The sequence below is a fragment of the Myxococcus sp. AB056 genome (assembly GCF_006547365.1).
Lineage (GTDB): Bacteria > Myxococcota > Myxococcia > Myxococcales > Myxococcaceae > Myxococcus > Myxococcus virescens.
This window is the reverse complement of the sequence record NZ_VHLB01000013.1, coordinates 30774-54011: the sequence shown is the minus strand read 5'-3', so window position 1 is coordinate 54011 and position 23238 is coordinate 30774. Positions and strand designations below refer to the sequence as shown.

The following is a 23238-nucleotide window of genomic DNA, read 5'->3' as shown; positions in this document are numbered from 1 at the left end:
GGAGGCCGGTGCCGTGAGGCTGCTGCTGGTGGAAGACGAGGAGCGGATGGCGAACCTGCTCCGGCGGGGGCTCGGGGAAGAGGGCCACCTCGTGGACACCTGCCGCACGGCGGAGGACGCGCTCGACCAGGCAGGCGAGGTGGCCTACGACGCCATCATCCTCGACTGGGCCCTGCCCGGCATGGATGGCGTGGCGCTGCTGCGGCGCTGGCGCGAACGCGGCTTGATGACGCCGGTGCTGATGCTCACCGCCCGCGGCACGGTGGGGGAGCGGGTGACGGGCCTGCGCGCTGGCGCGGATGACTACCTGGTGAAGCCCTTTGCCTTCGAGGAACTGCTCGCGCGCCTGGAGGCGCTGCACCGCCGCTCCGAGGGCCAGACGCAGTCCTGGGGCGGAGGGGCCATTCACATCGATGCCCGGCGGCGGATGTTGACGTGTGGCGACCGTGAGGTGGCCTTGACGGGCCGCGAGTTCGCCCTGCTGGGGGAGCTGGCTTCGCGCGCGGGCGAGGTCCACACCCGCTCCAGCCTGCTGGCGAAGGTGTGGGGCCCCAGCTTCGATGGGCCCCCCAACATCGTGGACGTCTACGTGGGCTACGTGCGCGCGAAGCTGACCGAGGTGGGCGCGGAAGGGGTGACCATCCAGGCGGTGCGTGGGGTGGGTTTCCGGTTGGTGATTGAGGGCGCTCGGTGAGGTTGGTCCGGCGGATGTGGCTGTGGGGCGCGGTGGTGCCCGTGGTGGCGGTGGTCGCCGCGCTGGGCGTGGCCGTCCAGGTGTTCCGCGTGGTGCTTGAGCGGACCCTGGACGAAGCCTTGCTGTCTCAAGCCGCGGCGGAGAGCGTGAGCCTCTTCGACGCTCCGGATGGGCGCCCGCATCTGCACGTGGAGCCCTCCCCGTTGGCGGGAGAGGTGCGTACCTTCGTCCCCGCGACCCGGCTCTACGGACCGGATGGGACGCTGCTCTCCGTCTTCCCGCCCGAGTCACCCACCGTCTACGAACGGGTGCTGCCCGAGGACGGGCCCACGTCGCGGCTGGAGACGCAGCGCCTGGGCACGGGAATGCGGCTTCGCGTGCTGACGGTGCAGGTGCGCTCGCCGAAGGGCGTGCCCCACGTCCTGCAGTTGGTGGCGTCCCTGGGGACGGTGGACCAGGCGGTGGGCACCTTCACCTCCGTCGCCACCGTGCTGGCGCTGCTCTTGGGCGGGGTGCTGATTGGCATCCAGGGCTGGCAGGCGAGGGGGCTCGCGCGACGGCTTCACGGCATCGCGGACCAGGTGGCTCGCTCGCGCGACGGAGGCATGGTGGCCCCCGTGCCCGTGGATGAGCCCCGGGACGAAATCATGGAGGTGCGCCTGGCGCTGACCGAGGCCGCGGTGCGCGTGCGCGCGGCGCGTGAAGCGCAAGAACGCCTCATCGCGCGCGCCGCGCACGAGCTGCGCACGCCGCTGGCCCTCATGCGCACCGGCTTGGACCTGGCGCTGCGGCGCGAGCGTGGCGCGGAGGAGTTGCGCACCGTGCTGGAGGAGAACCGGCGCGAGGTGGACCGGCTGGCCAGCGTCGCCGGTGCGCTGCTGGAGCTGTCGGCGGCGGGCGGCGCCCTCGATTTGCAGCAGGGGGATTTGCGCGGGCTGCTGGACGAAGCCGCCGCGGGGGCATGGGCGGAGGCGGACCGTCGCGGTGTGTCGCTGCGCGTGGTGGGCCCCGACGAGGCCGACTGCCGGATGGATGCGATGGCCGTTCGTCGAGCGGTGGACAACCTGCTGGCCAACGCCCTCCGCTACGCGCCTCGGGGGTCCGAGGTGCGGCTGGAGCTGGCGCACCGGGACGCGCAGTGGGAAGTCGCTGTCCAGGACGAGGGGCGCGGCATCCCGGAGACGCACCGTGAGGACGTCTTCACGCCTTTCCACCGCCTGGAGCGGGACGCGGGGGGCGTGGGGTTGGGACTCAGCCTCGTGCGCGAGGTGGCGCGGGGGCATGGTGGCGACGCGCGCGTGGTGGAGAGTCCGGGCCCGGGCGCGCGGGTGCTGCTGACACTGCCTGGCCGGTGAGTCGGGGAGCGTTCGTCGAGCCCGGGTCCGTGGCCCGTGTTCGCGCGTGTCTCCCACATGCGCCTCGGGTACAACGCCGCCGGATTTCATCCCTTCCGACAACTCAGCGTGGGGCCTATGGCCAGGGCTCGTCGTTCGAAGCAGCACCCAGATGCATCAGGTTCCGCCGAGCAGGGCTTCGTGGAGGTGCGCGGCGCCCGCCAGCACAACCTGAAGAACGTCGACGTCCGAATTCCCCGCGACGCGTTCGTCGTGTTCACCGGCGTGTCGGGCTCGGGCAAGTCGTCGCTGGCCTTCGGCACGCTCTACGCGGAAGCGCAGCGGCGGTACTTCGAATCCGTGGCCCCCTATGCGCGCCGTCTCATCGACCAGGCGGGTGTGCCGGAGGTCGACGCCATCGACGGGCTGCCCCCTGCCGTGGCGCTCCAGCAGCACCGGGGCGCGCCCACCACGCGTTCTTCCGTGGGGAGCGTGACGACGTTGGCGAACTCGTTGCGGCTGCTGTACTCGCGCGCGGGCACGTATCCACGCGGCCAGCCGCACCTGGATTCGGACGCCTTTTCCCCCAACACGCCCGCGGGCGCGTGCCCCAAGTGCCACGGGTTGGGACGCATCTACGACGCCACCGAGAAGTCGATGGTGCCGGATGACTCGCTCACCATCCGGGAGCGGGCGATTGCCGCCTGGCCGCCCGCGTGGCACGGTCAGAACCTGCGCGACATCCTGGTGACGCTCGGCTACGACGTCGACCGGCCGTGGCGCGAGCTGCCGAAGAAGGACCGGGACTGGATTCTCTTCACGGAGGAGCAGCCCACGGTGCCTGTCTACGCGGGCTTCACTCCGGCCGAGACGCAGCGGGCCCTCAAGCGCAAGGAGCCGCCCAGCTACATGGGCACCTTCACGGGCGCCCGGCGCTACGTGCTCCAGACCTTCGCCACCACGCAGAGCGCGCTGATGAAGCGGCGCGTCTCGCAGTACATGGTGAGCGGCGACTGCCCCGAATGCCACGGCAAGCGCCTGCGCCGCGAGTCCCTGTCCGTCACCTTCGCGGGGCTCGACATCGGCGAGCTGTCGCGTCTGCCGCTCAGTGAGCTCACGGCCCTGCTCGCGCCCGTGGCGGATGGGACGGCCAAGGACGTGGCGGCGCTTGCTCGTGCCCATCCGGAGAAGGCGCTGGTGGCCCAGCGAATCGCCCACGACGTGTTGGCGCGCGTCAACGTCCTGACGGAGCTGGGCCTGGGCTACTTGTCGCTCGAGCGCGGCACGCCGACGCTGTCTCCTGGCGAGCTCCAGCGCTTGCGACTGGCCACGCAGGTGCGCTCCAACCTGTTCGGCGTGGTGTACGTGCTCGATGAGCCGTCCGCTGGGCTGCACCCCGCGGACACCGCAGCGCTGCTGAAGGCGCTGGACCAGCTCAAGGGCTCAGGCAACTCGCTGTTCGTGGTGGAGCACGAGGTGGATGTCATCCGTCACGCGGACTGGATTGTCGATGTCGGGCCCGACGCGGGTGAGCAGGGCGGGCAGATTCTCTACAGCGGTCCGCTCGAGGGCCTGCAGGCGGTGAAGGCGTCCCGGACGCGGCGCTATCTCTTTGGCGACGCGGAGAAGCACCGCGGCACGCGGCGTTCGCCCAAGGGCTGGCTGCGCCTGCAGGGCGTGTCGCGCAACAACCTGAAGGGCCTGGACGTCGACTTCCCGCTGGGCGTCCTCACCACGGTGACGGGCGTCTCCGGCTCCGGGAAGTCGAGCCTCGTAAGTCAGGTCCTGGTGGAGCTGGTGGCCGGACACCTGGGCCTCGCGGTGCCGGAGAACGAGGACGAGGGAGAGGCGCTGGAGCGCACGGGCATCCACACCACCGGCGGCAGGATTGCCTCCGGCATGGAGGGCATCAAGCGCCTGGTGCAGGTGGACCAGAAGCCCATTGGACGCACGCCGCGCTCCAACCTGGCGACGTACACGGGGCTGTTCGACAACGTCCGCAAGCTCTTCGCCGCGACGCCCGCCGCACGCTCCCGGCGTTACGACGTGGGACGCTTCTCCTTCAACGTGGCCAAGGGCCGCTGCGAGACGTGCGAAGGCGAGGGCTTCGTCAGCGTGGAGCTGCTCTTCCTGCCCAGCGTGTACGCGCCGTGCCCCACGTGTCAGGGGGCCCGCTACAACGCCAAGACGCTGGAGATTCAGTACCGGGGCAAGAACATCGCCGAGGTGCTGGGCATGACGGTGGACGCGGCCCACGACTTCTTCAGCGAGGACCCGCTGGTGCAGCGGCCGCTTGCCGTCCTTCGGGAGGTGGGGTTGGGATACCTGCGGCTGGGGCAGCCCGCGACGGAGTTGTCCGGCGGCGAGGCCCAACGCATCAAGCTGGCCACGGAGCTTCAGCGGGCCCAGCGCGGCAGCTCGCTGTACGTGCTGGACGAACCCACCACGGGCCTGCACCCCTCCGACGTGGACAAGCTGATGACGCAACTGGAGGGGCTGGTGGCCTCCGGCAACACCGTCATCCTGGTCGAGCACGACATGCGCGTGGTGGCCGCGAGCGACTGGGTCATCGACATGGGCCCGGGCGCTGGGGACAAGGGCGGGCGGGTGGTGGTGGCGGGCCCACCGGAGGAGGTGGTGGGCCTGCCCCTCAGCCAGACCGCGCCCTTCCTGGAGGAGGCGCTGGGCTGAGCTTCCAGCGCCCGCTGGAGCCTCCGAGCCGTGGCCGTGAGGGCCACCGGGCTCGGAGGTGGAGGCCGCGGAATCAGCGCGCCTGCGCCTGCGCCGCGGGCACGGACAGGCCTTCCGCCTTGAGCGTCTGGCTGGCCATGCCGGACATGCTCTCCGCGAGCGACTGCACGGAGCGGGTGGCTTCCTGCGTCTCCTGCACCGTCTTCAGCGTGCGCTGCATCTGCCCGGACAGCTCCTGGATGGCCTGAGCCATCTGGTGGGTGCCCGCATCCTGCGCGCTGACGGCGGCGGTGATCTGCCGCACGCTGGAGCTGGTGTCGCCGATGATGTCGGCCAGCTGCTGGAACTGCGCGCTGGAGGTCCGCACGGCGTCGAGGCTCAGCCGCACGCGCTCGTCGCCCTTCTCACTGGAGCGGGCCGCCTCGCGCATGCTGTTGCTGACGCCGTCGAGCACCTCGCGGATGCGGTGCGTGGCCTGGATGGACTGGTCCGCCAGGCCGCGCATCTCCCGGGCCACCACGCCGAAGCCACGGCCGCTCTCACCACTGCGCGCCGCCTCGATGGCGGCGTTGATGGCCAGCATGTTGGACTGGTCCGCCAGGTCCTTCACGGAGTCCACGATGCCGGAGACCTCGCGGGTGCGCTCGTCGAGCGCGAAGATCCGTCGGGCCATGTCGGAGACCTCGGTGCGGATGGCCGCCAGGTCCGACAGCGTGCGCTCCAATGCGGCCGTTCCCTCGCGGCCCACCTGTTCGGCGCTCTCCGCGGAAGCCGCGAGCGCGCTGGCCTTCTCCGCCGTCATCTGCGAGCTGCGGCGGATCTCCTTCACCGTCTGCTCCGCCTCCTGGAGCGCCACGGCCTGACGGCTGACGCCCTCGGTCTGCTCGTCGCTGGACGAGCGGAGCTGCTGCACCACCGTGGCGAGCTCGCCGGCGCCGTTGCCCATGCGCTCGGCCAGGTTGCGCACTTCCTGCGCGCGCGCCTCCAACTGGTGGGTGTGCGCTTCGAGCGTGCGCACCACCATGATGGAGCGGCGGGTGACGATGCCCAGCAGCGACAGCGTCAACGCGACGTAGCCCCAGTGCGTGACGTTGCCCAGCGACCAGCCCACCAGGCCGATGACGGGGAGGATGGTGAGGACGATGGAGAGGACGAGCCCCGCGAAGCCACCGACGAAGAGGCGCGCGTCCGGGTTGCCCAACCACGCCTGGGTGATGGCCACCGAGAGCACCACCAGCAGCACCACCATCGCCATGGGGAGGAAGGGCACGAGGATGCGCTGCCCGATGCCCAGGTCCAGGAGCGTCGCCAGGGCGCACACGCCCGCCACGGGCGAGAACACCATGGCCGCCTTCTGGAACCAGCCGCGCCGGTTGTCGAGCAGCGCGTCCGAGACGAACTCCATCAGCCCGGCGACGAGCAGGAAGATGCCCACCGTGGTGCCCAGCGTGGCGGCGGCGGACGAGCCCCACAGCGCCGTGGGCATGCCGCTCAGGCCCAGGAGGATCAGGCCGCCGCTGGCCGCGGAGACCGCCAAGCCCGCCAGCATCCGGCGCCGCCAGTGGAGCGCGAAGGCGCCACCCGCGCCGAGCGCCACCGCCAGCAGCAGGCAGCAGATGACGAAGGGCGCCTGGCCCTGGCGCGTCACGTAGACCAGCAGGTCATACTTCGAGCCCACCTGCGCGGCCTGGGCCACGCCGATGTTGGGATTGCTGGACTGGATGCGCAGCAGCACGCGCTTGCCCTGCGCGTCGCGCGGCAGGGGCACGATGTGCCAGGACAGGTTCTCGCCAATCTCGTAGCTGTCCGGCCGGATCTTGCCGCTCGTGTAGATGCGCTGGCCGTCCGCGTACACCTCGAGCGCGTGGGTGATTTCGCCCAGGTACAGCGCGGGGTCCGTCCAGCCGCCGTCGGGGATGGGGATGCTGAGCCACATGAACTTGTGGTCGCCGCGCCCCTCTGGCGCCGTGAGCGCGGGCGTGGTCCGCCACTCCTTCGAATCCCCCGTTTCCTTCGCCCACAGGGGCGTGCCATCCGAGCCCACGGGGGAGTCGCCCCATCGGAAGCGCCACCCGTCGAGCACGTTGACAGGAGGTCCCGCCTCGGCCGCGTGGGCCGAGGACGTGAGGGCAAACATCAGCAAGAGGGCGGAACAAAAGCGGAAGCCAGCCATGGAGTGCGTATGGTCTTCCGCCCGGGCACCGAATGTAAATGGGTCTTCCCGACCTCTCCCGAGAATCGATTGGCGTTGCTTGGAATTGACGTCCACAGAGAGCGTGGCAGGCAATGAATGCCGCGAATTTTATACTTCCGGTGAATTCCTCGCTCCGGCAGACCGTGGGGGAGGCGGCCCACCGGCAAGGTTGTTCCTGGAAAGCCGGATGATCCTCTGCGTCCGGACCCTGTTCCGATCGGGTTTGAACGGCGACCCGGTGCGTCATGTTGAGTCCGAGGCGGGCGAGGGCATCAGCCGGGGGCCCCTCCCTTCCCATGGGGTGGGCCAAGCGGCGACACTGGGGCCATGGCGCATCTGGAGTTGATCCCCAAGCGGGACCTGTCGAGCTTTCGCAAGCTTGCGATTGGAAGTTGGAAGACGGCGTACGACCCCACCGTCTACGGAACGCTGACCGTCCGCATGGACAAGGCGATGGCCTACATCGAGGCCTTCCGTCAGCGCACGGGCGTGCGGCTCACGGTGACGCACCTGGTGGCCAAGGCCATGGGCGAGGCGCTGCGCCGCTGCCCGGACGCGAACGCCATCCTCCGCTTCAACCGCATCTACCTGCGCCAGCGCGTGACGCTGTCCACGCTCGTCGTCCAGACGGACGGCGGCAAGGTGGACCTCACGTCGGCCCGCATCGAGGACGCGGACAAGAAGAACCTGAAGGAGATTGCCAACGACCTGGAGGAGGCGGTGCGCCGCGTCCGCGAGCGTCGGGACGTGGCCCTGGAGAAGGGCAAGGGCACCATCCAGAAGATTCCCTACCTGTTCCTCAACACCTTCACGTGGCTGCTGTCCTTCTTCATGTACACGCTGAACCTGGACATGAGCCGGTTCGGCATGCCGAAGGACGCCTTCGGGTCCGCCATCATCACCAACGTGGGCTCGCTGGGGCTGGACACGGCCTACGTTCCGCTGGCGCCGTACACGCGCGTGCCCATCTTCGTCGCGCCCGGCGCGGTGAAGGAGGTGCCCGTGGTGGAGGACGGCAAGGTGGTGCCGGGCAAGGTGATGAACATCAACGCGACGTTCGACCACCGCTTCATCGACGGGTTCCACGCGGGCGTGCTCGCCAACACGCTCCGGGAGATGCTGGAGAACCCGTTCGAGAGCTTCGACGCGCTCCCGGAGACCGCCGACGCGGCTCCGGTCGCCGCCGTGGGGTAGGGCGGCTCACAAGCCGCTGGCCTCACCTCCGCGAGGGAACCCGGACCAGGCGGAAGCCGATGTTGGGCGCCGCCCCGGTGTCGCTCGCGGAGCGGAAGCTGACCCGCAGCGCGTCCGCGCAGTCCGCCCACGAGCCGCCGCGCAGGACGTGGATGCGCTCGGGGATGTCCTCGCCCAGCACGCAGACGGGGGACGTCTTCGGCGAGCGCCGGTAGTACTCGGCGTCGTAGTGGTCCTGGCACCACTGGCTCACGCCGCCCGCCATGCCGAAGAGGCCGTAGTCGTTGGGCGGGAAGGCGCGCATGGGGCGGAGCGAGAAGTCATTGAAGCGATCGAAGTCCGCGCGGCTCGCGTCTGGGGGTTCGTTCCCCCATGGGTACGCCGCGCCACGGAAGCAGCCCCGCGCCGCGCGCTCCCATTCGGCTTCGGTGGGCAGGCGATAGGTGACGGAAGGCGTGCTCAAGCGCCGCGCGAACTGTTCCGCGAGCGAAGGGGCGACCGCGACCATGGGCTTGCGGTCATAGCGCAGCGGGCCCTCGCCCGCGCGCGCTGGCGTGCCGAACAGTTCCTGTGAGGTCTTGATGACGCCGTCGCCGGTTTCCCATCGCGTGTGGCTGGCGTGGGCGTGCCAGTCACTGGCCTGCAGGGTGTCGTTCTCGCAGTACTGCAGACGAATCTTCGAGTCGTTGAAGTACGCGAAGCTGTCGGGGAATCCGTCGAGTTGTTCGTTCGTGGGGAACTCGGGCGGTTCGGGCCAGTCCAGGAGGCGAGCGAAGGCGCTCCAGGACAGCGGTGTGTCGCTCATCCAGAACGCGGACAACGTCACCGCGTGGGCGGGGCGCTCGTCGGGTTCGCCGTCGTCGCTGCCCATGATGAACGTGCCCGCGGGGACATAGCGGAACACGAAGCCGTTCTCGATGACGGTGAGCTGCTCCAACACGTCCTGGAGCAGCGGCAGGACGTCCTCGCGTGCCTGCCAGGCCACCGCGTCCAGCGTCGCGGCGGCGCCTTCCAGGTCTCCACTGGCACGCTGGACCCGGGCTTTCCCCAGCGCGGCTTGGATTACCGACATGCGCCCCCCTGGCCCCGCTCCGCGCCGAGCACGGGCAGTGGATGTGACTCCGTGGCGGCGCCCAGGGACTGGGCCTGCCAGGGGTCCTCCGCGAACGCGGAGCCATTGTAGAACTGCGCACGCGCGCGGCAGCCCCCGGTGAAGCGGTCTCCCGCCTGCTTCGCCCGGAGGCGCTGGAAGGCCTGCCCGTCACGCCAGATGTCCTCGAAGGGGCGCGTTCGGATGTTGCCGGACTCGAAGGCCCGGCCCAGGAAGCTGCACGGATTCACGTTGCCCTGGACGGAGACGGAGGCCACCGTGTTCGCGGCCCCGCAGCCCGGGCCCTCCGTCACGACGCCGCGCAGCTCCTCGCGCGCCGAAGGACTGAAGGGGTCCAACGCGAAGAGGTCCGAGTCGGCTTCGACGCGCTCCAGCCGCGCGAGTGCGTCCACGTAGCCGTCGAACGTAGGCATCAGCTCTGGGTGCCGGGTGGCGGTGCCGACGGGGTACAGCGGGCGGAAGACGGCGGTATGCGCGCCCACCCGCCGGGCCAGTTCGACGCAGGCCTCGACTTCCGCCACGTTGTTGCGCGTCAGCGTGAAGGCGAGGGTGAAGCGCGCATGCTGGCCGAGCAGCGCGAGCTTCTCCATCACCCGGTCGAAGACGCCAGCGCCCCGCACGGCATCGTTCGTCCCCGCCTGGGCGCCTTCCAGCGACACGTTCAGCCACACCAGCTCGCGCTTGCCGAGCTCACGCGCCCACCGTTCGTCGATGAGCAGCGCGTTGGTGGTGATGCAGGGATGGAGGCCGTGGCCCGTCGCCGCGTCGAGGATGTCCAGCAGGTCCTTGCGCATCAGCGGCTCACCGCCGGTGAGTCCCAGCCGGAAGCTGCCCAATCCGGCGAGCTGCGCGAAGAGCGCGTCCATCTCCTTCACGGAGAGCGGGGACTGATTGCGCGGCAGCTCCCCCGCGAAGCAGTGCGTGCACGTGAGGTTGCACGCGCCAATGACCTCCAGGTGGACGGCGAGCGGGCCCAGCAGGTGGTCGGATGGGGGCGCCCGGTCGATGCGGGCCGCCGCGAGCCGGCCATCCATCCGGAGGTAGCCCTTCGTCGACAGGTGCTGGATGAGCCCGATGACGGCGTCCCGGTCGCCAGCCTCCGCATCACCGATGACGTCGTCCGCGGTGTGCTCGGTGAGCCGGGTGAGCACGGCCGCCGCGGGGGCGTCGAACGGCATGTAGCGAGAGGAGCGCCGGTCGAAGAGGAGGGCGCCGAAGTGCTGCGGGATGAGCACCAGGGAAGGGCGGCTCATTTGAAGCCCTCGTCGTCTACGTGGAAGGACCACCGCACCCAGGCCTTCGTGGCGCTCGAGGCCAGGCCCAGGCCCGTGGCGTCGTCCTTGAGCATCTGCCACCGCCAGCGCTCGTTCGTCTCCGGTTCGGGAACGGGCCGTTGCACCAACGGCGCGAAGCCCGCGTCAGCGAAGTCCGGGAGGCGCCAGCCTTCGGGAGGTGGCCATGTCATGGCCTTCCATCGGCCATCCGGAGCGGATGCCAGTTTCGGGTGGACCGCGCTGGCGATCTCCGGATCCAGCCGGGCCTGCATCAGGACGAAGCCCTTGTCTCCGGGACGGTTCACTTCAAATGACAGGACGTGCGCACCCGGGGTGACGAGCACCCGTTGCTCCACGAGGGGATTCCCATCGAGGAACAGGCCGCCGTCCGGGACGCCATTCAGGTAGGAGAACAGCGACAGACCGATGGCCGCACCGGGCCTTCGCCAGCGAAGCACCACACCGCCACAGCCCGCGGGCACCTCGCAATGGCTGTGGACCTCCAGCGCGAGCTGGCTCGACCTCTTGCGGTAGCGCGCCAACGCATTGAGACGGAAGTCGTCCGAGTCCGACATGCCGGCGTTGTACCGCGTGCCGGCCAGCGGCGCGCTGAATAACTTGGGACTGTAGCGCGTGCTCATTCTCTCCAAGGACCCGTGATGAAGCTCGAAGGCTCCTGCCACTGTCGCGGCGTGCGGTTCATCGTGGAGACGCATCACCCGTCTCCCTTCATGCGGTGCTACTGCTCCGTGGGCCGCAAGACACAAGGGGGCGGAGGCTTCGCCATCAACCTGTCGGGGGACGCGCGCTCGCTCAAGGTGCGCGGCCAGCAGCACGTCAAGGTGTACCGGGCGCGCATCCAGAATCCGGAGGACGCGAAGGCGCACCAGAGCAAGGGGCAGCGCCACTTCTGTGGCCGCTGCGGCTCCGCGCTGTGGCTGTATGACCCGACGTGGCCGGAGCTCATCCATCCGTTCGCGTCGGCCATCGACACGCCGCTTCCCGAGGCGCCCGAGCTGGTCCACATCATGCTCGAGTTCAAGCCGGACTGGGTGCCCGTCCATGCGGGCAAGAAGGACAAGAAGTTCCAGCGCTACCCGAAGGAGTCCATCGCGGAGTGGCATCAGCGCCACGACGCGGAAGTGGACTGAAGCGGCTCGGGGGCCGCCTGCTGTCCGGACGGGCGGCACGACGTTGCCCGGAGCGTGGGTTGTGGCGGGTGCCTCGGGGGCCCAGCGTGTCACTCATACGCGGAGGCAATCGATGGCACAGGGCAGCTCGCGGCGAATCCGGTATGCGGTGGTGGGCGCGGGGAATATCGCGCAGGTGGCTGTACTTCCGGCCTTCCAGCACGCCCGTGAGAACTCGGAGTTGGTGGCGCTCATTTCCTCCGACGCGGAGAAGCGCGACGTGCTGGGGAAGATGTACGGCGTGCGCCACACCGCGAGCTACGACGACCTTGAACAGGTGCTGCGCGACGCGGACGTGGACGCAGTGTACATCGCGCTGCCCAACACCCAGCATCGCGCCTTCACCGAGCGGGCCGCTCGCGCGGGTGTGCACGTCCTCTGCGAGAAGCCCATGGCGACCTCGGTGGAGGACTGTGAGGCGATGATTCGCGTCACGGACGAGAATCACGTCAAGCTGATGATCGCCTACCGGCTCCACTTCGAGGAGGCGAACCTGCGGGCCATCGACCTGCTGCGCTCGGGGCGCCTGGGTGAGCCGCTGATGATGTCGGCGCTGCTGACACAGCAGGTGCGGACCGGGGACATCCGGACGCGCGTGGACGTGGGCGGAGGCGCGCTGCTCGACGAAGGGCCGTACCCCATCAACGCCGCGCGCTACCTCTTCCGTGACGAGCCCACCGAGGTGTTCTGCTACACCAACGAGGAGCAGGACCCTCGCTTCAAGGGCGTGGATGCCACGGCCTTCGCGTTGATGCGCTTCTCGAACGGGCGCATCGCGCAGTTCGGCATCAGCCACGCCGCGTCGGCGGTCTCCAGCTACCGGGTGGTGGGGGAGAAGGGCGATCTGCTCGTCGAGTCCGCGTTCGGCTACGAGAAGGAGCGCAAGCATGTCCTCACGCTGGAGGGCAAGACCGAGGAGCGCGTCTTCGCGACGCACGACCAGTTCGCGCCGGAGTTGCTCTACTTCTCGAAGTGCGTGCTGGAGGACCAGGAGCCCGGGCCGTCCGGCCGGGAAGGGCTCGCGGACGTGCGCGTCATCACCGCGATGCAGGAGTCCGCGAGGACGGGGCGCCCGGTGAAGCTGGAAGCATTCCCGATGAAGCGGCGGCCGTCCTTGGACCAGCTCATCGTCCGCCCTGCAGCCAGGCCGCCAGCGCCGGTGAACGCGCCCGCGCCAGCGCAAGGATGAACTTGCGTCCACTGGAAATATTTCCCGCATGCGCGCTTCTTCGTGCGCTGAATGTGTGGCGACATCCGCCTCCGCAAGTCGTGTCAGACCCTTGATGCATTCATTGCCGCGAACCGGGAAACCAGGGGTCGGCAATGACAACACACGCATCTCATCTGGGCACCTACGCGGTCGAGCACGTTCTCCAGCGGATTCGCCGTTGTGCCGCCGACGTCACGCGGTACCCCGTGGACATCCTGACGGCGGACGCGCAGCTCGAAGACGAACTCGGCATTGACTCCGTCAAGCTGGCGGAGATCGCGGCCGTGGTCGGGCGCGAGTTCAACATTCCGTCCGAGCGGCTGCCACGGGGGGCTCAGGCGCGTACGTTGAGCGCGATGGCGGACGTGGTGGCGCGGCTGCTCGCGGACACGCAGCCCGCCGCAGTCGCGACGCCTCCACCGGCGCCTGTCGCGGCTCCCGTGCCCCCGGTGGCGTCAGCGGGCTCTCCGGTGGAGGACCTGGAGGCGCGGGTCCGTGCCGTCTTCGCTCGGGTGACGCGCTATCCGGAAGAGCTCTTGACGCCGGAGGCGGACCTGGAGGACGAGCTGGGCATCGACTCGGTCAAGCAGGCCGAGGTGATGGCCGTGCTCATCAAGGAGCTGGGCCTGACCGATGCTCCGCAGCCTTCGCAGCGGCTGCGGACGATTTCCTCTATCTGTGAGATGGCGCGCGCTCGGCTGACGGTCGCGGCGCCCGTGCGCGAGGACCGAGCGCCGCGTCCGTCGCCGCCGCCTGCCGTGCTGCCCTTCGCGGGGAAGGTCGCGTTCGTTACGGGCTCTGGGAAGGGGATTGGCAAGGTCATCGCGGCTCGCCTCGCCAGCTTGGGGGCGACGGTGGTGGTGAACTCGTTCCACTCCCGTGACGAAGGAGAGCGGACGGTTCAGGAGATTGTTGACGCAGGAGGGAAGGCGTTCCACGCCTGGGGCTCGGTCGCGCAGGAAGAGCACCTGGACCGGATGTTCGCCAGCATCGAGGCGCAGTTCGGTGGGTTGGACTTCCTGGTGTGCAACGCGTCCAACGGCCTCATCGGACCGTTCGACCGGATTACTCCGCGCGACTGGGACAAGGCGTTCCGCACCTGCATCACGGGGACCTATGAGTGCGCCATGCGCGCGCGGCCCCTGATGGCCCGGCGTGGCGGCGGCAGCATCGTGACGATGTCCACCTCCATGTCCCAGCGGTACATGCACGACCTGGGCTGCCAGGGCGTGGTGAAGGCCGGGGTGGAGTCGTTGACGCGCTACCTGGCCGCGGAGCTGGCACCGGATGGCATCCGGACCAACTGCGTGTCCGCGGGACCGGTACATGGCGAGCTGCTGCGCATGTTCCCCGACGCCGAGAGCCGGGTCGCGCGCTGGGAGTCGGCGACGCCGGGCGGGGAGATCTGCACCGCCGAGGATGTAGCCGACGTCACCGAGCTCCTCCTGGGGCCCAAGACGCGCCGGGTGAACGGCGCCATCTGGGTGGTGGATGCGGGGCTCTCCGGCACGGTGGACGGGCTGCTGCCGGTCGCGTCGGAGGCACGGCGTCCCGAAGCGCCGCGCGGGTCTCACCGCAGTGAGCACGACGTGCGAGCGCTTCTCGCGCTCGATTCCTGAACCTCGTACCGGAGCCAATCGCCATGGGTTACTTCGCGGTCCCGTACGACATTCATTTCGATGACACGATGGCCTACGGGAGCCATCACTTCCTCACGAACTTCAAGTTCCAGTGTGCTGGGCGGGAGCACCTGCTCTTCAGCCCGGACGTGTTCGACGTGCCGGAGTTCCGGCGCGACTTCGACCAGGTGCTGCTGCTCACCTACGAGGGCTACTCGCGCAACCTGGCACCGGCCAACCTGGGAGACCGGTTGGTGGTGCTGACGACACTGGAGGAGCGGGGCGCGGTCTCCATCCGCTTCTGCTTCCGGACCTTCAAGAGCGATGGGACGCCAGTGGCGTGCGGCTTCCAGACGGTTCTCTGTGCGGACCGGACGTCGGGCGCCCTGTGTTCGTTTCCCGAGTCGTTCCTGCGGTGCTTCGATTCGTTGTCCGGCATCTTCGAGCGCGCCGGGGCACGGAGCTTCCGGGACTGTGTCCTGCAGGGAGGCTCCGCACTCAAGGAGGTGTTTCCGGAGTCCATCCGGGCGCTGGCGAAGTCGTTGCTCGCGGACCCGGCGTCACTGGGGACGTCCCGCGTCGTTTCGTTGGAGGGGGCGCCCGCGGCGAGTGCTGCCAAGAGTCCCGACGCGCTGGTGCTGCCGCCGGGGGCGACGGCCTTTCTGTTCGCCGGGCAGGGTTCGTTTGAGCCAGGGCTCTATCTCCAATTGAAGGCGCTCGACCCTGACTTCGGAGACGAGCTTCAGGGGGTCGCCGCCGCAAGTCGTGCGGCCGGAGTGGAGGCGGAGCCGTTGCTCTCCGCGCGTGACGTCTCGGATGTCCAGCGCGCGCTGGCAGAGCTGCCCCAGCTCGACCAACTGGGCATCTACCTGTCCGGAGTCCTGGGCGCCCGGTGGATGCAGCGCCAGGGGGCGAGCCCGGACGTGTTCGTGGGACACAGCTTCGGGGAGATTGCCGCGATGACGGCGGCGGGGGCGCTCGACTTGCGCGCTGGCGCGCAGGTCGTCTGCCACCGCATCCGAGCGCTTCAGGTCCTTCCCGACGACTTCGGAACGCTGGCGGCGGTGGCGCTCGGGGAGTCCGAGGCCGTTCGCGCCATCGCGGAGTGCGGCGCTTCGGGATTGCACATCGCAGGACGCAACCACGCGCGGCAGACGGTGGTGGCGGGGGCGCGCGGTGAGCTCGCGCGGCTCCGCGCGCTGCTGGAAGGCCGGGGGCAGGGATTCACCTTCGTTTCGAGCCGGTACCCCTTCCACCATCCGGACATGGCCCCGGCCGCGAAGGCCTTCCGCGAGATGCTGGGCCGTGTCCCCATGCAGGCGCCGCGGGGCCGTGTCTATTCGCCCATTGAGCGGCGCGCCTATGTGGGCGGGCGGCCAGAACTGGCGGATGCGCTCGCATCGCATCTGGTGCGCTCGTTCGACTTCCTGGGGACGGTGGAGACGCTCTCCCGCGCGGGATGCGCGCGCTTCGTCGACTGCGGAACCACGGGTGTCCTGGCGCGAATCGTCCAGAAAATCATCCCGGAGGAGACGGCCGCCGAGGTGAGCGTCATCAGCAAGCTGCTTCCAGCGGAGCGGTCTGCCCCGTCGGCTGGCATCGAGCCGAAGTCCGTGGATGCCGCCGAGGTCGACGAGAGCGGCATCGCCGTGGTGTCGCTGGGCTGCATCCTTCCGGGGGGCGCGAAGGACCCGGAAACGTACTGGCAGAACATCCGGAAGGGCATCAGCGGCATCGTCGACCAGGGACTGCTGCAGCCCGAGTTGGTGACGGACTTCGCGGGCCCCGCGGGAACTCCCGACCGGACGTACACCCTGCTCACGGGTTATGTGCGGGATGAGGACCTGGTTCCGCCGCCGGGCTTCGACCCGACGCGTTTCCAGCAGTACGTCCGCGAGCAGAAGCTGCTGGCCATCGCCCTCTCGCAGGCCATGCAGGGGCTGAAGCCGATGGCATCGAAGTCGCCGGGGCGCATCCAGTGCCTGCTCGGTTCGACGGCGGAAGGGTCGGCCGAGTACGACGCCGCGCTGAGCGTGGAGGCTGGAGAGGCGCTGCTGAGTGCGCGGGGGGAGCGGGTTCATGACATCGCGGCGCTGGCGTGCGCGGCGCGTGAGGCACTTGGGGTGGAGGCCATCTCCCGTGACCTGGCGCCGCATCCCACCCTGCAGGCCGTGGTGACGGACGTGGTGGGGCAGGGTGTCGCCACCACGCTGCTCGACGCTGCATGTGCGTCGTCGCTCTATGCCATGGCGCTGGGCATGAAGGCGCTGGAGCGAGGGGACTCGGACCTGATTCTTGCTGGCGGCGTGTTCTCGCCGGGGCCTGGCAACAGCTGTCTGTTCTCACAGTTCAACGGACTGTCCGCCACGGGGAGCCGGCCCTTTGACGTGCGCGCGGACGGCGTCATCTTCGGTGAAGGCGCGGGCGTCGTTGGGCTGATGCGCCTGAAGGACGCCGTCGCGGCGGGGCACCGGGTCCATGCCGTCATTCGAGGCGCGGGGCTCTCCAGTGATGGACGGAGCAGCTCGGCGAACGTGCCCCGGTCGGAGGGGCAGGTGGCGGCGATGGAGGCGTGCTACTCGGGGGCCCAGGTTGACCCGGCGAGCGTGCAGTACATCGAGGCGCATGGAACGGCGACTCCCGCGGGGGACGCCACCGAGCTCAGGTCGATTGCCCGCGTCTTTGGTGGCAAGCGCAGTGGCGTTCAGCTCGCCAGCGTCAAGGCGCTGATTGGTCACGTTGGCTGGGCCGCGGGGGCTGCTTCGGTCATCAAGCTATGCAAGGCGATGGAGCACCGGATCTTCCCGGTGCAGTCCAACTTCGATGCGCCCGGTGCCGCGCTGCGCGCCATGGGGCCCGGCTTCGAGGTGAACACGCGCGAGCAGCCTTGGCCGGAGAATGGCGAATTGCCTCGTCGTGCCGCCACCAATGGCTTTGGCTTTGGCGGAACCAACGCCCACCTGGTGCTGGAGGAGTACCGGGGGCCTTCGTCGGCGCCGAGGTCCCGAGAGGGCATCCCATCGGAGGCCGAACTCGTGGTCGTGGCCACGGAGGGCTTGTTCCCGGATGGACGCGGGCGGCCCGAAGCGGGTGTCCCTGTCGAGGTAGGCGCGCGCTTCGATCTAAAGGCACTGCGCCTGCCGCCCACGGTGCGCCTGCTGCCCGACATCTCCGAGGACATGGATGCGACGCAGCATCTCGGGCTCGTGGTCGGGAGTGCGCTCGCCCAGAAGTTGGGGGCGTTCGACGCGCTTCGTTCAGGGACGGCCATCGTGCTGGGGCTCGAGGGCAAGACGCGCCGTGGTGTCGAGGCGGTTCAGCGTGTCCTGGCTTTCACGCTGAAACGGCGCTTGAGTGAGAAGGCTCGTCGCGAGCCAGCATCCGCTGTGGTGCTGCCCATGGCGGAGCGTCTTCACTCGGCGGTGATGGAGAGCCTCCGTCCCTCGGGGCCGTACACGCTCCAGGGGATGATGCCGAACGTCACGCCCGGCCGTGTCGCGGGGGCGCTCGACGTCAAGGGGCCCAATTTCGTGGTGGATGCGGGGGCTGCGTCGTCCTCGGCAGCGCTCCAGGCGGCGCGGGGGCTGCTGGAGAGCGGCTTCGAACTGGTCCTCGTGGGCAGTACGCACATTGGCAGGCCGGGTGAGGTTAGAGGGGCGCAGCAGCCCGAGGAAGGCGCGGCGCTCTTCGCGGTGACAACGGCGGAGAAGGCCCGAAGGCTCGGCTTGAAGCCCATGTGCCACCTTCAGCTTTCCACCCGTGACACGAAGGGGACGGGTGCGGGTGTCGACCTGCCACCGCACTCGGCGGCGGAGAGCCTGGCGTTGCTGCGCGCCGTACACGCGGCGGCGGGTGGTCGTGCTGGCACGCTCCGGTTCCACCCCGATGCCGCGACAGGTGTCCGGCTCGAAGTACGGCTCAATCCGATGGCGGATGTGCTGCCCATGGAAGCAATGCAGTCGTCGTCGCGAGCCCATACCCATGCCGCAACGGAGGGCCAGCTTGGCGTGTCGTCTCGGGCAGCGGAGCAGGGAGGGCGGATTGACGCCTCCACGTCACCTCTTCGGACGCATCCTGATGCCGTGACGGACGGCCGGAGCGAACTGCCGTCCCGACCGTTGGAGGGCGTGCGGCTTGCCCCTTCCCGTCCTGTTGAATCCGTGTCGTCACCCGTCGACGACGCATCGGGAGCCGAGTTGCAAGCTGCAGCGGGAGGCTTCGACCACGCCGCGCCCATTCAGTATCTGTCGCCCGTGCTGGTGGAGCGGCCAGCTCAGAAGACACGGCCGTCGTATCTCAGAGGCCGTCGGGTGCTGTTCATCGCGGAGGACGTGGCGCTCGCGCGCGAGCTTGCAGCTCGGGCGGAGGCCCTGTGCGGCTCGGAGCACCTGATTCTCTGTCCGGGAACAGGTTCGGATTCGGGACGCCTCCGGTACATCGACCTCACGACCGAAACCTCCGCGGAGGCTGGGCTGGCCGCCCTTGGCTTCGAGCCCGAGGTCATCCTCGCGGTCAGTCGCATCGAGGCAGGGGCGCTCGAGGCCGCGGTGGTCGCGGACACGGCCATGAAGCATGGGGCCCTGGAGTTGCTCTTCCTGGCCGCCCGTCGCGCCTATGAGCGCCTGTCTCGTGGCGAGGTGGAGCTGGTGAGTCTGTGCATTGGCGCTGTGGGCCCACGGCGGTGCCTGCATCCCATGTCGGGACTGTTCGCAGGGATGCTCAAGTCCATCGGGCGGGAAGTGCCTGCCCGGAACGTTCGTGCCGTCTCCACCACGGCCATGCCGCTCCAGGAGGCGCTCGAACTGGCCGAGGCTGAGCTGGGCTCGGAGGTGGAGGGGAATCACTCCATCGAGGTTTGCTTCGAAGGTCCGGTACGCTGTGTCCGCGTGTTACGGGTGACGGACGTCACGGCGGACCCGGCGGCGACGCTCGATTCGCGCTCGGTGGTCCTGCTCACGGGCGGGGGACGGGGCGTCACGGCAGTCCTCGCGGGAGCCCTGCTCAAGCGGTTTGGATGCAAGGTGGTCCTCGTAGGGCGGAGCGATCCGGATGAGGCACCCCTGCGCGTGCTCCAGGCCCGTGAGGAAGACCTGCCGGCGATGGAGCGGGAGTTCTACGCCTCGGAGCTGGCCAGCAATCGGGGCGTGCGCATGCCAGAGCTGCGCAAGCGCTTCGAGCGCTTCCTGGCCGCTCGCGAGCTGAAGGCCACGCTGGAGGGCCTGGGCCGGCTCCCGGGCGAGGTCCTCTACCGGGCCGCGGACGTCACGCGAGCGGCGGACGTGGACCGCGTGGTCCAGGAAATCGTCGACACGCACGGGCGACTGGACCTGGTGGTGCATGGGGCGGGCACGCAGACGTCCAAGAAGCTGAATCGCAGGCAGCTCGGGGAGTTGCGCACGAACCTGGGCACCAAGCTGCTGGGGCTCAGGAACCTGCGGGAAGCCTGCGCGAGCCGGCTCGCTCGGCCGGTGGCGTTTCACGTCCTTACCTCCGCGTTCAGCTACATCGGGAATGACGGGCAGGCGGATTACGGCGCGGCGAACGAGGCGCTGGACCGGCTCTGCACCTGGGTCAGCGACGCGAGCCAGGAGGTCCGCTGGTGCAGCGTGGGCTGGTTGGCCTGGGACGGAATCGGCATGACACGGGGCTCGGAGTACCGCGTGCTCGGTGCCAGCCGGCATCTGCGAGGAATCCGAGCGGAGGAAGGCGAAGCGCTCTTCCTTCAACTCGTGGATGGGCGGCCTCGACAGGCCATCAACGTCCAGCTCACGGAGAGCGAGCGTTCCTACTACGCACTGGAGGTCTTGCCCGCGGAGGAGGCGCGTTCTCTGTCGGCGGGGCCCGTCCAGCGCGAGCTGGTCGTGGATGCGGCGAGTGTGCCGTGCCTGGAGGACCACCTCGTGCGTGGTACGCCCACGTTGCCGGGGGCCTGGGCGTTGGACCTGATGCTGCAAGCCGCGGTGGGCAACGGGCGGCCGGAGCTGCGCACCGTCACCATCGAGGACGTCCGGTTCTCACGCTTCATCCGCGTCAAGCAGGGAGGCCGCCAGCACCTGCGCGCCGAATGCACGCCCCTCATCGATGAGCCCGGATGTCATGGCGTGCGGGTCCGGCTGATGGGGGACATCGTCCATGCGTCGGGTGTCGTGCTGGAGAAGGACCTCGTCTATGCGGAGGCGCGGTTCACGCTGACGGCGGAGCCGCCGCGGGGTACGCCGGAGCTGGATGCGGCGGCGCCGTCGGGACATGCGTTGCGGGTCCACGACCCACACTGCGCCGCCGGTGCGCCCATCGAACTGCGGAAGATGTTCGACTGCCTGGAGGAAATTCGCATCGAGCCGTCGGCCCGGTTCGCGCGGTTGGGGCTGCCGACCGAGCCCCGTCAGGCGGGAAGCACCGTGCCCGCGCTCGTCCTGGATGCCGCCTTGCGGCTGAGCGCGATGCATGTGGATGGGGAGTCGAGCGCGGTGTTCGCGCCCATCCAGTTCCAGCGGGCCACGTTCGACCGCAACCTGGTGGACGTCCGGGGTGGAGCGCCGCTTCACCTCTCGTTGAAGGCACTTCCTCCTCGGGTGGATGGCGACCTGCTGGAGTGCGGCACCGTCGCTGCGCTCGACGAGGCGGGACGGCTGCGGATGTTGCTCGAGGGCGGCCTTGCGCGGCCCATGGCTTGAGACCTCCTTCCTTCGGGTGAACGCATGAATTCTTCCAATCCCCAGGCGGGTCCCATTCCCGCCGATGACCCCCGGTGGCTGCGGTCGGAGCTGCGCCGGGTGATGCCGCCGGAGTCCTTCCAGCCGCAGCCCCTGCGAGGCATCGTCGCGTTCGGGCTGGTTCCGGTGATGGTGGTCTTGATGTGGGCCGCGGGAAGCGGGCGGCTGCCATGGTGGGCGTGCCTGCTCATCTCGTTCGCGCTCGGGCAGATGGTGACGGCCGTGGGGCTGGCGGCGCATGAGGCGCTGCACCACGCGGTGTTCCGCAGCAGGGCGCTCGAGAGTCTCCTGGGCTGGGTGGGCTTCAGCCCGTTCCTGGTGACCCCCGGGAACTGGCGGGCGTGGCATGTCCAGGCACACCACAGCGCGGCGAACGTCCTGGTTCGGGACCCAGACATCCTGCCGCGTCAGAGCGAGTGGCGGACCCAGTGGTTCGCGAAGGTGTTCCACGCGATGTCCCCGGGCTCGGGCTCGTTGCTGAGCTTCGTCAGCTTCAGCTTCTTCTTCACCGCCCAGGGACAGGCCTTCCTCTGGCACCACAGCCGGCTGCCGCAGTTCAAGCATGTGCACATGCATCGAACGCGGGAGCGCGTCCTCACGGTGCTCGTGCTGTTGGGGTGGGTCGCGGTGGGCTGGTGGATGGGGCCCATGGGGGCGCTCTATGCGCTCATCCTTCCGCTTCTCATCGGCAACATCACCTTGATGATCTACATCGCCACCAACCATTGGTTGCTGGCCGCGCACGAGGAGTCGGACAACCCCTTCGTGAACACGGCCAGCGTGGCCACGCATCCGGTGATGGACTGGCTGCACTACAACTTCAGCCACCACCAGGAGCACCACATCTTCCCGGCCATGAGCCCGAAGTTCGCGCCGCTGCTTCGCAAGCACCTGCGCGAGCTCAACCCCGAAGCGTCACAGGTGTACCCGCACCTGCACGCGCTTCGGATGCTGTACCGGCGCCCGGCGCTCTATGCCGAGGACGGACAGACGCTCATGGCACCGGAGGGGACGCCTTCGATTTCGACGGAAGCGCTGCGCAGCCAGCTCAAGGGAGGTGATTCAAGCCTTGAACACGGCCTGAACCGGTGAACGGCGACGCCTATGTTATGGGGCACCATGCCTCCCTCCGACACCGAGTCCTACCTCCTCGACTACCACCGCCGGCTCGCGGGCGTGACCGCGCGGTGGTTCTCGAAGACTCCCGTGATTCGGGGCGACAGCCGATTCGCCTCCACCTATGAGTTGCTGGCGGCGGAAGTCCCCCAGGACACGCGGCCGAGGACCGTGCTCGACCTGGCTTGCGGCGATGGCTACCTGCTCGAGTTGCTCGCTCGGCGGGCGCCTCAGTCTCCGCGACTCGTTGGCCTGGACATGAGCGAGGACGAGCTCGCCCAGGCCCAGGTGCGATTGAAGGGGGCCGCCACGCTGATTCGAGGCGTGGCCCAGTCGCTCCCCTTCGAGGACGCGAGCCTCGACGTCGTGCTCAGCCACCTGGCGCTCATGCTGATGGATGACTGCGAGAAGGTCCTCTCCGAGATTCGCCGCGTCCTGACGCCTGCCGGGAAGCTGTCCTGTGTCGTCGGCGGAGGCTTCGTGCCTTCCGGTGTGCTCGCGGTGTTCCGCGCCCTGATGAAACGCGCCATCGAGGCGCAGCCTCGCCCCCTGCTGAGCCTGGGCGACACGCGCTTTCGCTCCACCGAGGGGCTGAGGGCACTCTTCGACCTCGCCTTCGAGCATGTCGAGGTCTTCGAACTCGAGGTCCAGGAATGCGGACAGCCGGAGCAGGTCTGGGCTTCCCTCTCCTCCACCTACGACGCTGACCAGCTCCCGCCCGACGCGCGCGAGGACGTCCGGCGCGCGTTCCTCGCGGCCGTGGAGCCCATGAAGGATTCAACTGGAAACATCACGTGTCTCTGGTGCATGCGGCAGGTGACGGCGAGCACGCCACGACGCCGCGGCGTGTAGGGCCGGGCGCCTTGTCGCCCAAACGACACGGTGACCGACTCGTGAT

14 protein-coding genes are annotated in these 23238 nt (G+C 69.1%); 10 read left to right on the top strand and 4 right to left on the bottom strand.

Annotated features, from left to right (window positions below; genetic code table 11):
• Positions 1-13 precede the first annotated feature (13 nt).
• From FMP39_RS08605 to uvrA, 3 genes are all read left to right on the top strand, one after another.
• Positions 14-694: a response regulator transcription factor gene (locus tag FMP39_RS08605; RefSeq protein ID WP_171445134.1), complete on the top strand. Its 681-nt coding sequence runs from the start codon at positions 14-16 to the stop codon at positions 692-694.
• Positions 691-2049 (top strand): sensor histidine kinase KdpD, encoded by a 1359-nt coding sequence (locus FMP39_RS08600; protein WP_141589476.1) that lies wholly within the window; start codon positions 691-693, stop codon positions 2047-2049. Before FMP39_RS08605 ends, FMP39_RS08600 begins: the two co-directional genes overlap by 4 nt.
• A 117-nt stretch (positions 2050-2166) precedes the next feature.
• Positions 2167-4719: an excinuclease ABC subunit UvrA gene (uvrA, locus tag FMP39_RS08595; protein WP_141589475.1), complete on the top strand. Its 2553-nt coding sequence runs from the start codon at positions 2167-2169 to the stop codon at positions 4717-4719.
• 73 nt (positions 4720-4792) lie between these two features.
• On the opposite strand, the gene FMP39_RS08590 is transcribed toward uvrA, so the two are convergent.
• Positions 4793-7006 carry a methyl-accepting chemotaxis protein gene (locus tag FMP39_RS08590; RefSeq protein WP_141589474.1) on the bottom strand — a complete coding sequence of 738 codons (2214 nt, stop codon included), beginning with the start codon at positions 7004-7006 and terminating at the stop codon, positions 4793-4795.
• Between the two features lie 234 nt (positions 7007-7240).
• Here FMP39_RS08590 and FMP39_RS08585 point away from each other — a divergent pair, with 234 nt between their 5' ends.
• Entirely contained in the window at positions 7241-8107 is an 867-nt protein-coding gene (locus FMP39_RS08585; RefSeq protein ID WP_011553487.1) for a 2-oxo acid dehydrogenase subunit E2, read from the top strand.
• A gap of 22 nt (positions 8108-8129) precedes the next feature.
• Here FMP39_RS08585 and FMP39_RS08580 read toward each other — a convergent pair whose 3' ends face one another.
• The 3 genes from FMP39_RS08580 to FMP39_RS08570 are packed head-to-tail and all read right to left on the bottom strand — an operon-like array spanning position 8130 to position 11133.
• Entirely contained in the window at positions 8130-9179 is a 1050-nt protein-coding gene (locus FMP39_RS08580) for an SUMF1/EgtB/PvdO family nonheme iron enzyme (protein WP_141589473.1), read from the bottom strand.
• Complete coding sequence (locus FMP39_RS08575; RefSeq protein ID WP_141589472.1) at positions 9170-10471, bottom strand: radical SAM protein; 1302 nt, start codon at positions 10469-10471, stop codon at positions 9170-9172. The genes FMP39_RS08580 and FMP39_RS08575 overlap by 10 nt, the downstream gene beginning before the upstream one ends.
• Positions 10468-11133, bottom strand: a complete 666-nt coding sequence (locus tag FMP39_RS08570; protein ID WP_228557805.1) for a hypothetical protein — start codon at positions 11131-11133, stop codon at positions 10468-10470. Before FMP39_RS08570 ends, FMP39_RS08575 begins: the two co-directional genes overlap by 4 nt.
• An 18-nt stretch (positions 11134-11151) precedes the next feature.
• Between FMP39_RS08570 and FMP39_RS08565 the strand changes: the two genes are divergently transcribed.
• The 6 genes from FMP39_RS08565 (at position 11152) to FMP39_RS08540 (ending at position 23192) form a co-directional block, all read left to right on the top strand.
• Entirely contained in the window at positions 11152-11643 is a 492-nt protein-coding gene (locus FMP39_RS08565; RefSeq protein ID WP_194858305.1) for a GFA family protein, read from the top strand.
• 112 nt (positions 11644-11755) lie between these two features.
• Positions 11756-12871, top strand: coding sequence for a Gfo/Idh/MocA family protein (locus FMP39_RS08560; RefSeq protein ID WP_194858300.1), 1116 nt, complete (start codon positions 11756-11758; stop codon positions 12869-12871).
• 134 nt (positions 12872-13005) lie between these two features.
• A complete protein-coding gene (locus tag FMP39_RS08555; RefSeq protein WP_141589469.1) occupies positions 13006-14511 on the top strand; it encodes an SDR family oxidoreductase in 1506 nt (501 codons plus the stop codon).
• Positions 14512-14534: 23 nt separating this feature from the next.
• Positions 14535-21185: a type I polyketide synthase gene (locus tag FMP39_RS08550; protein ID WP_141589468.1), complete on the top strand. Its 6651-nt coding sequence runs from the start codon at positions 14535-14537 to the stop codon at positions 21183-21185.
• Positions 21186-21209: 24 nt separating this feature from the next.
• A complete protein-coding gene (locus tag FMP39_RS08545; RefSeq protein WP_141589467.1) occupies positions 21210-22316 on the top strand; it encodes a fatty acid desaturase in 1107 nt (368 codons plus the stop codon).
• A 27-nt stretch (positions 22317-22343) separates the two neighbouring features.
• Positions 22344-23192, top strand: coding sequence for a class I SAM-dependent methyltransferase (locus tag FMP39_RS08540; RefSeq protein WP_228557804.1), 849 nt, complete (start codon positions 22344-22346; stop codon positions 23190-23192).
• Positions 23193-23238 lie beyond the last annotated feature (46 nt).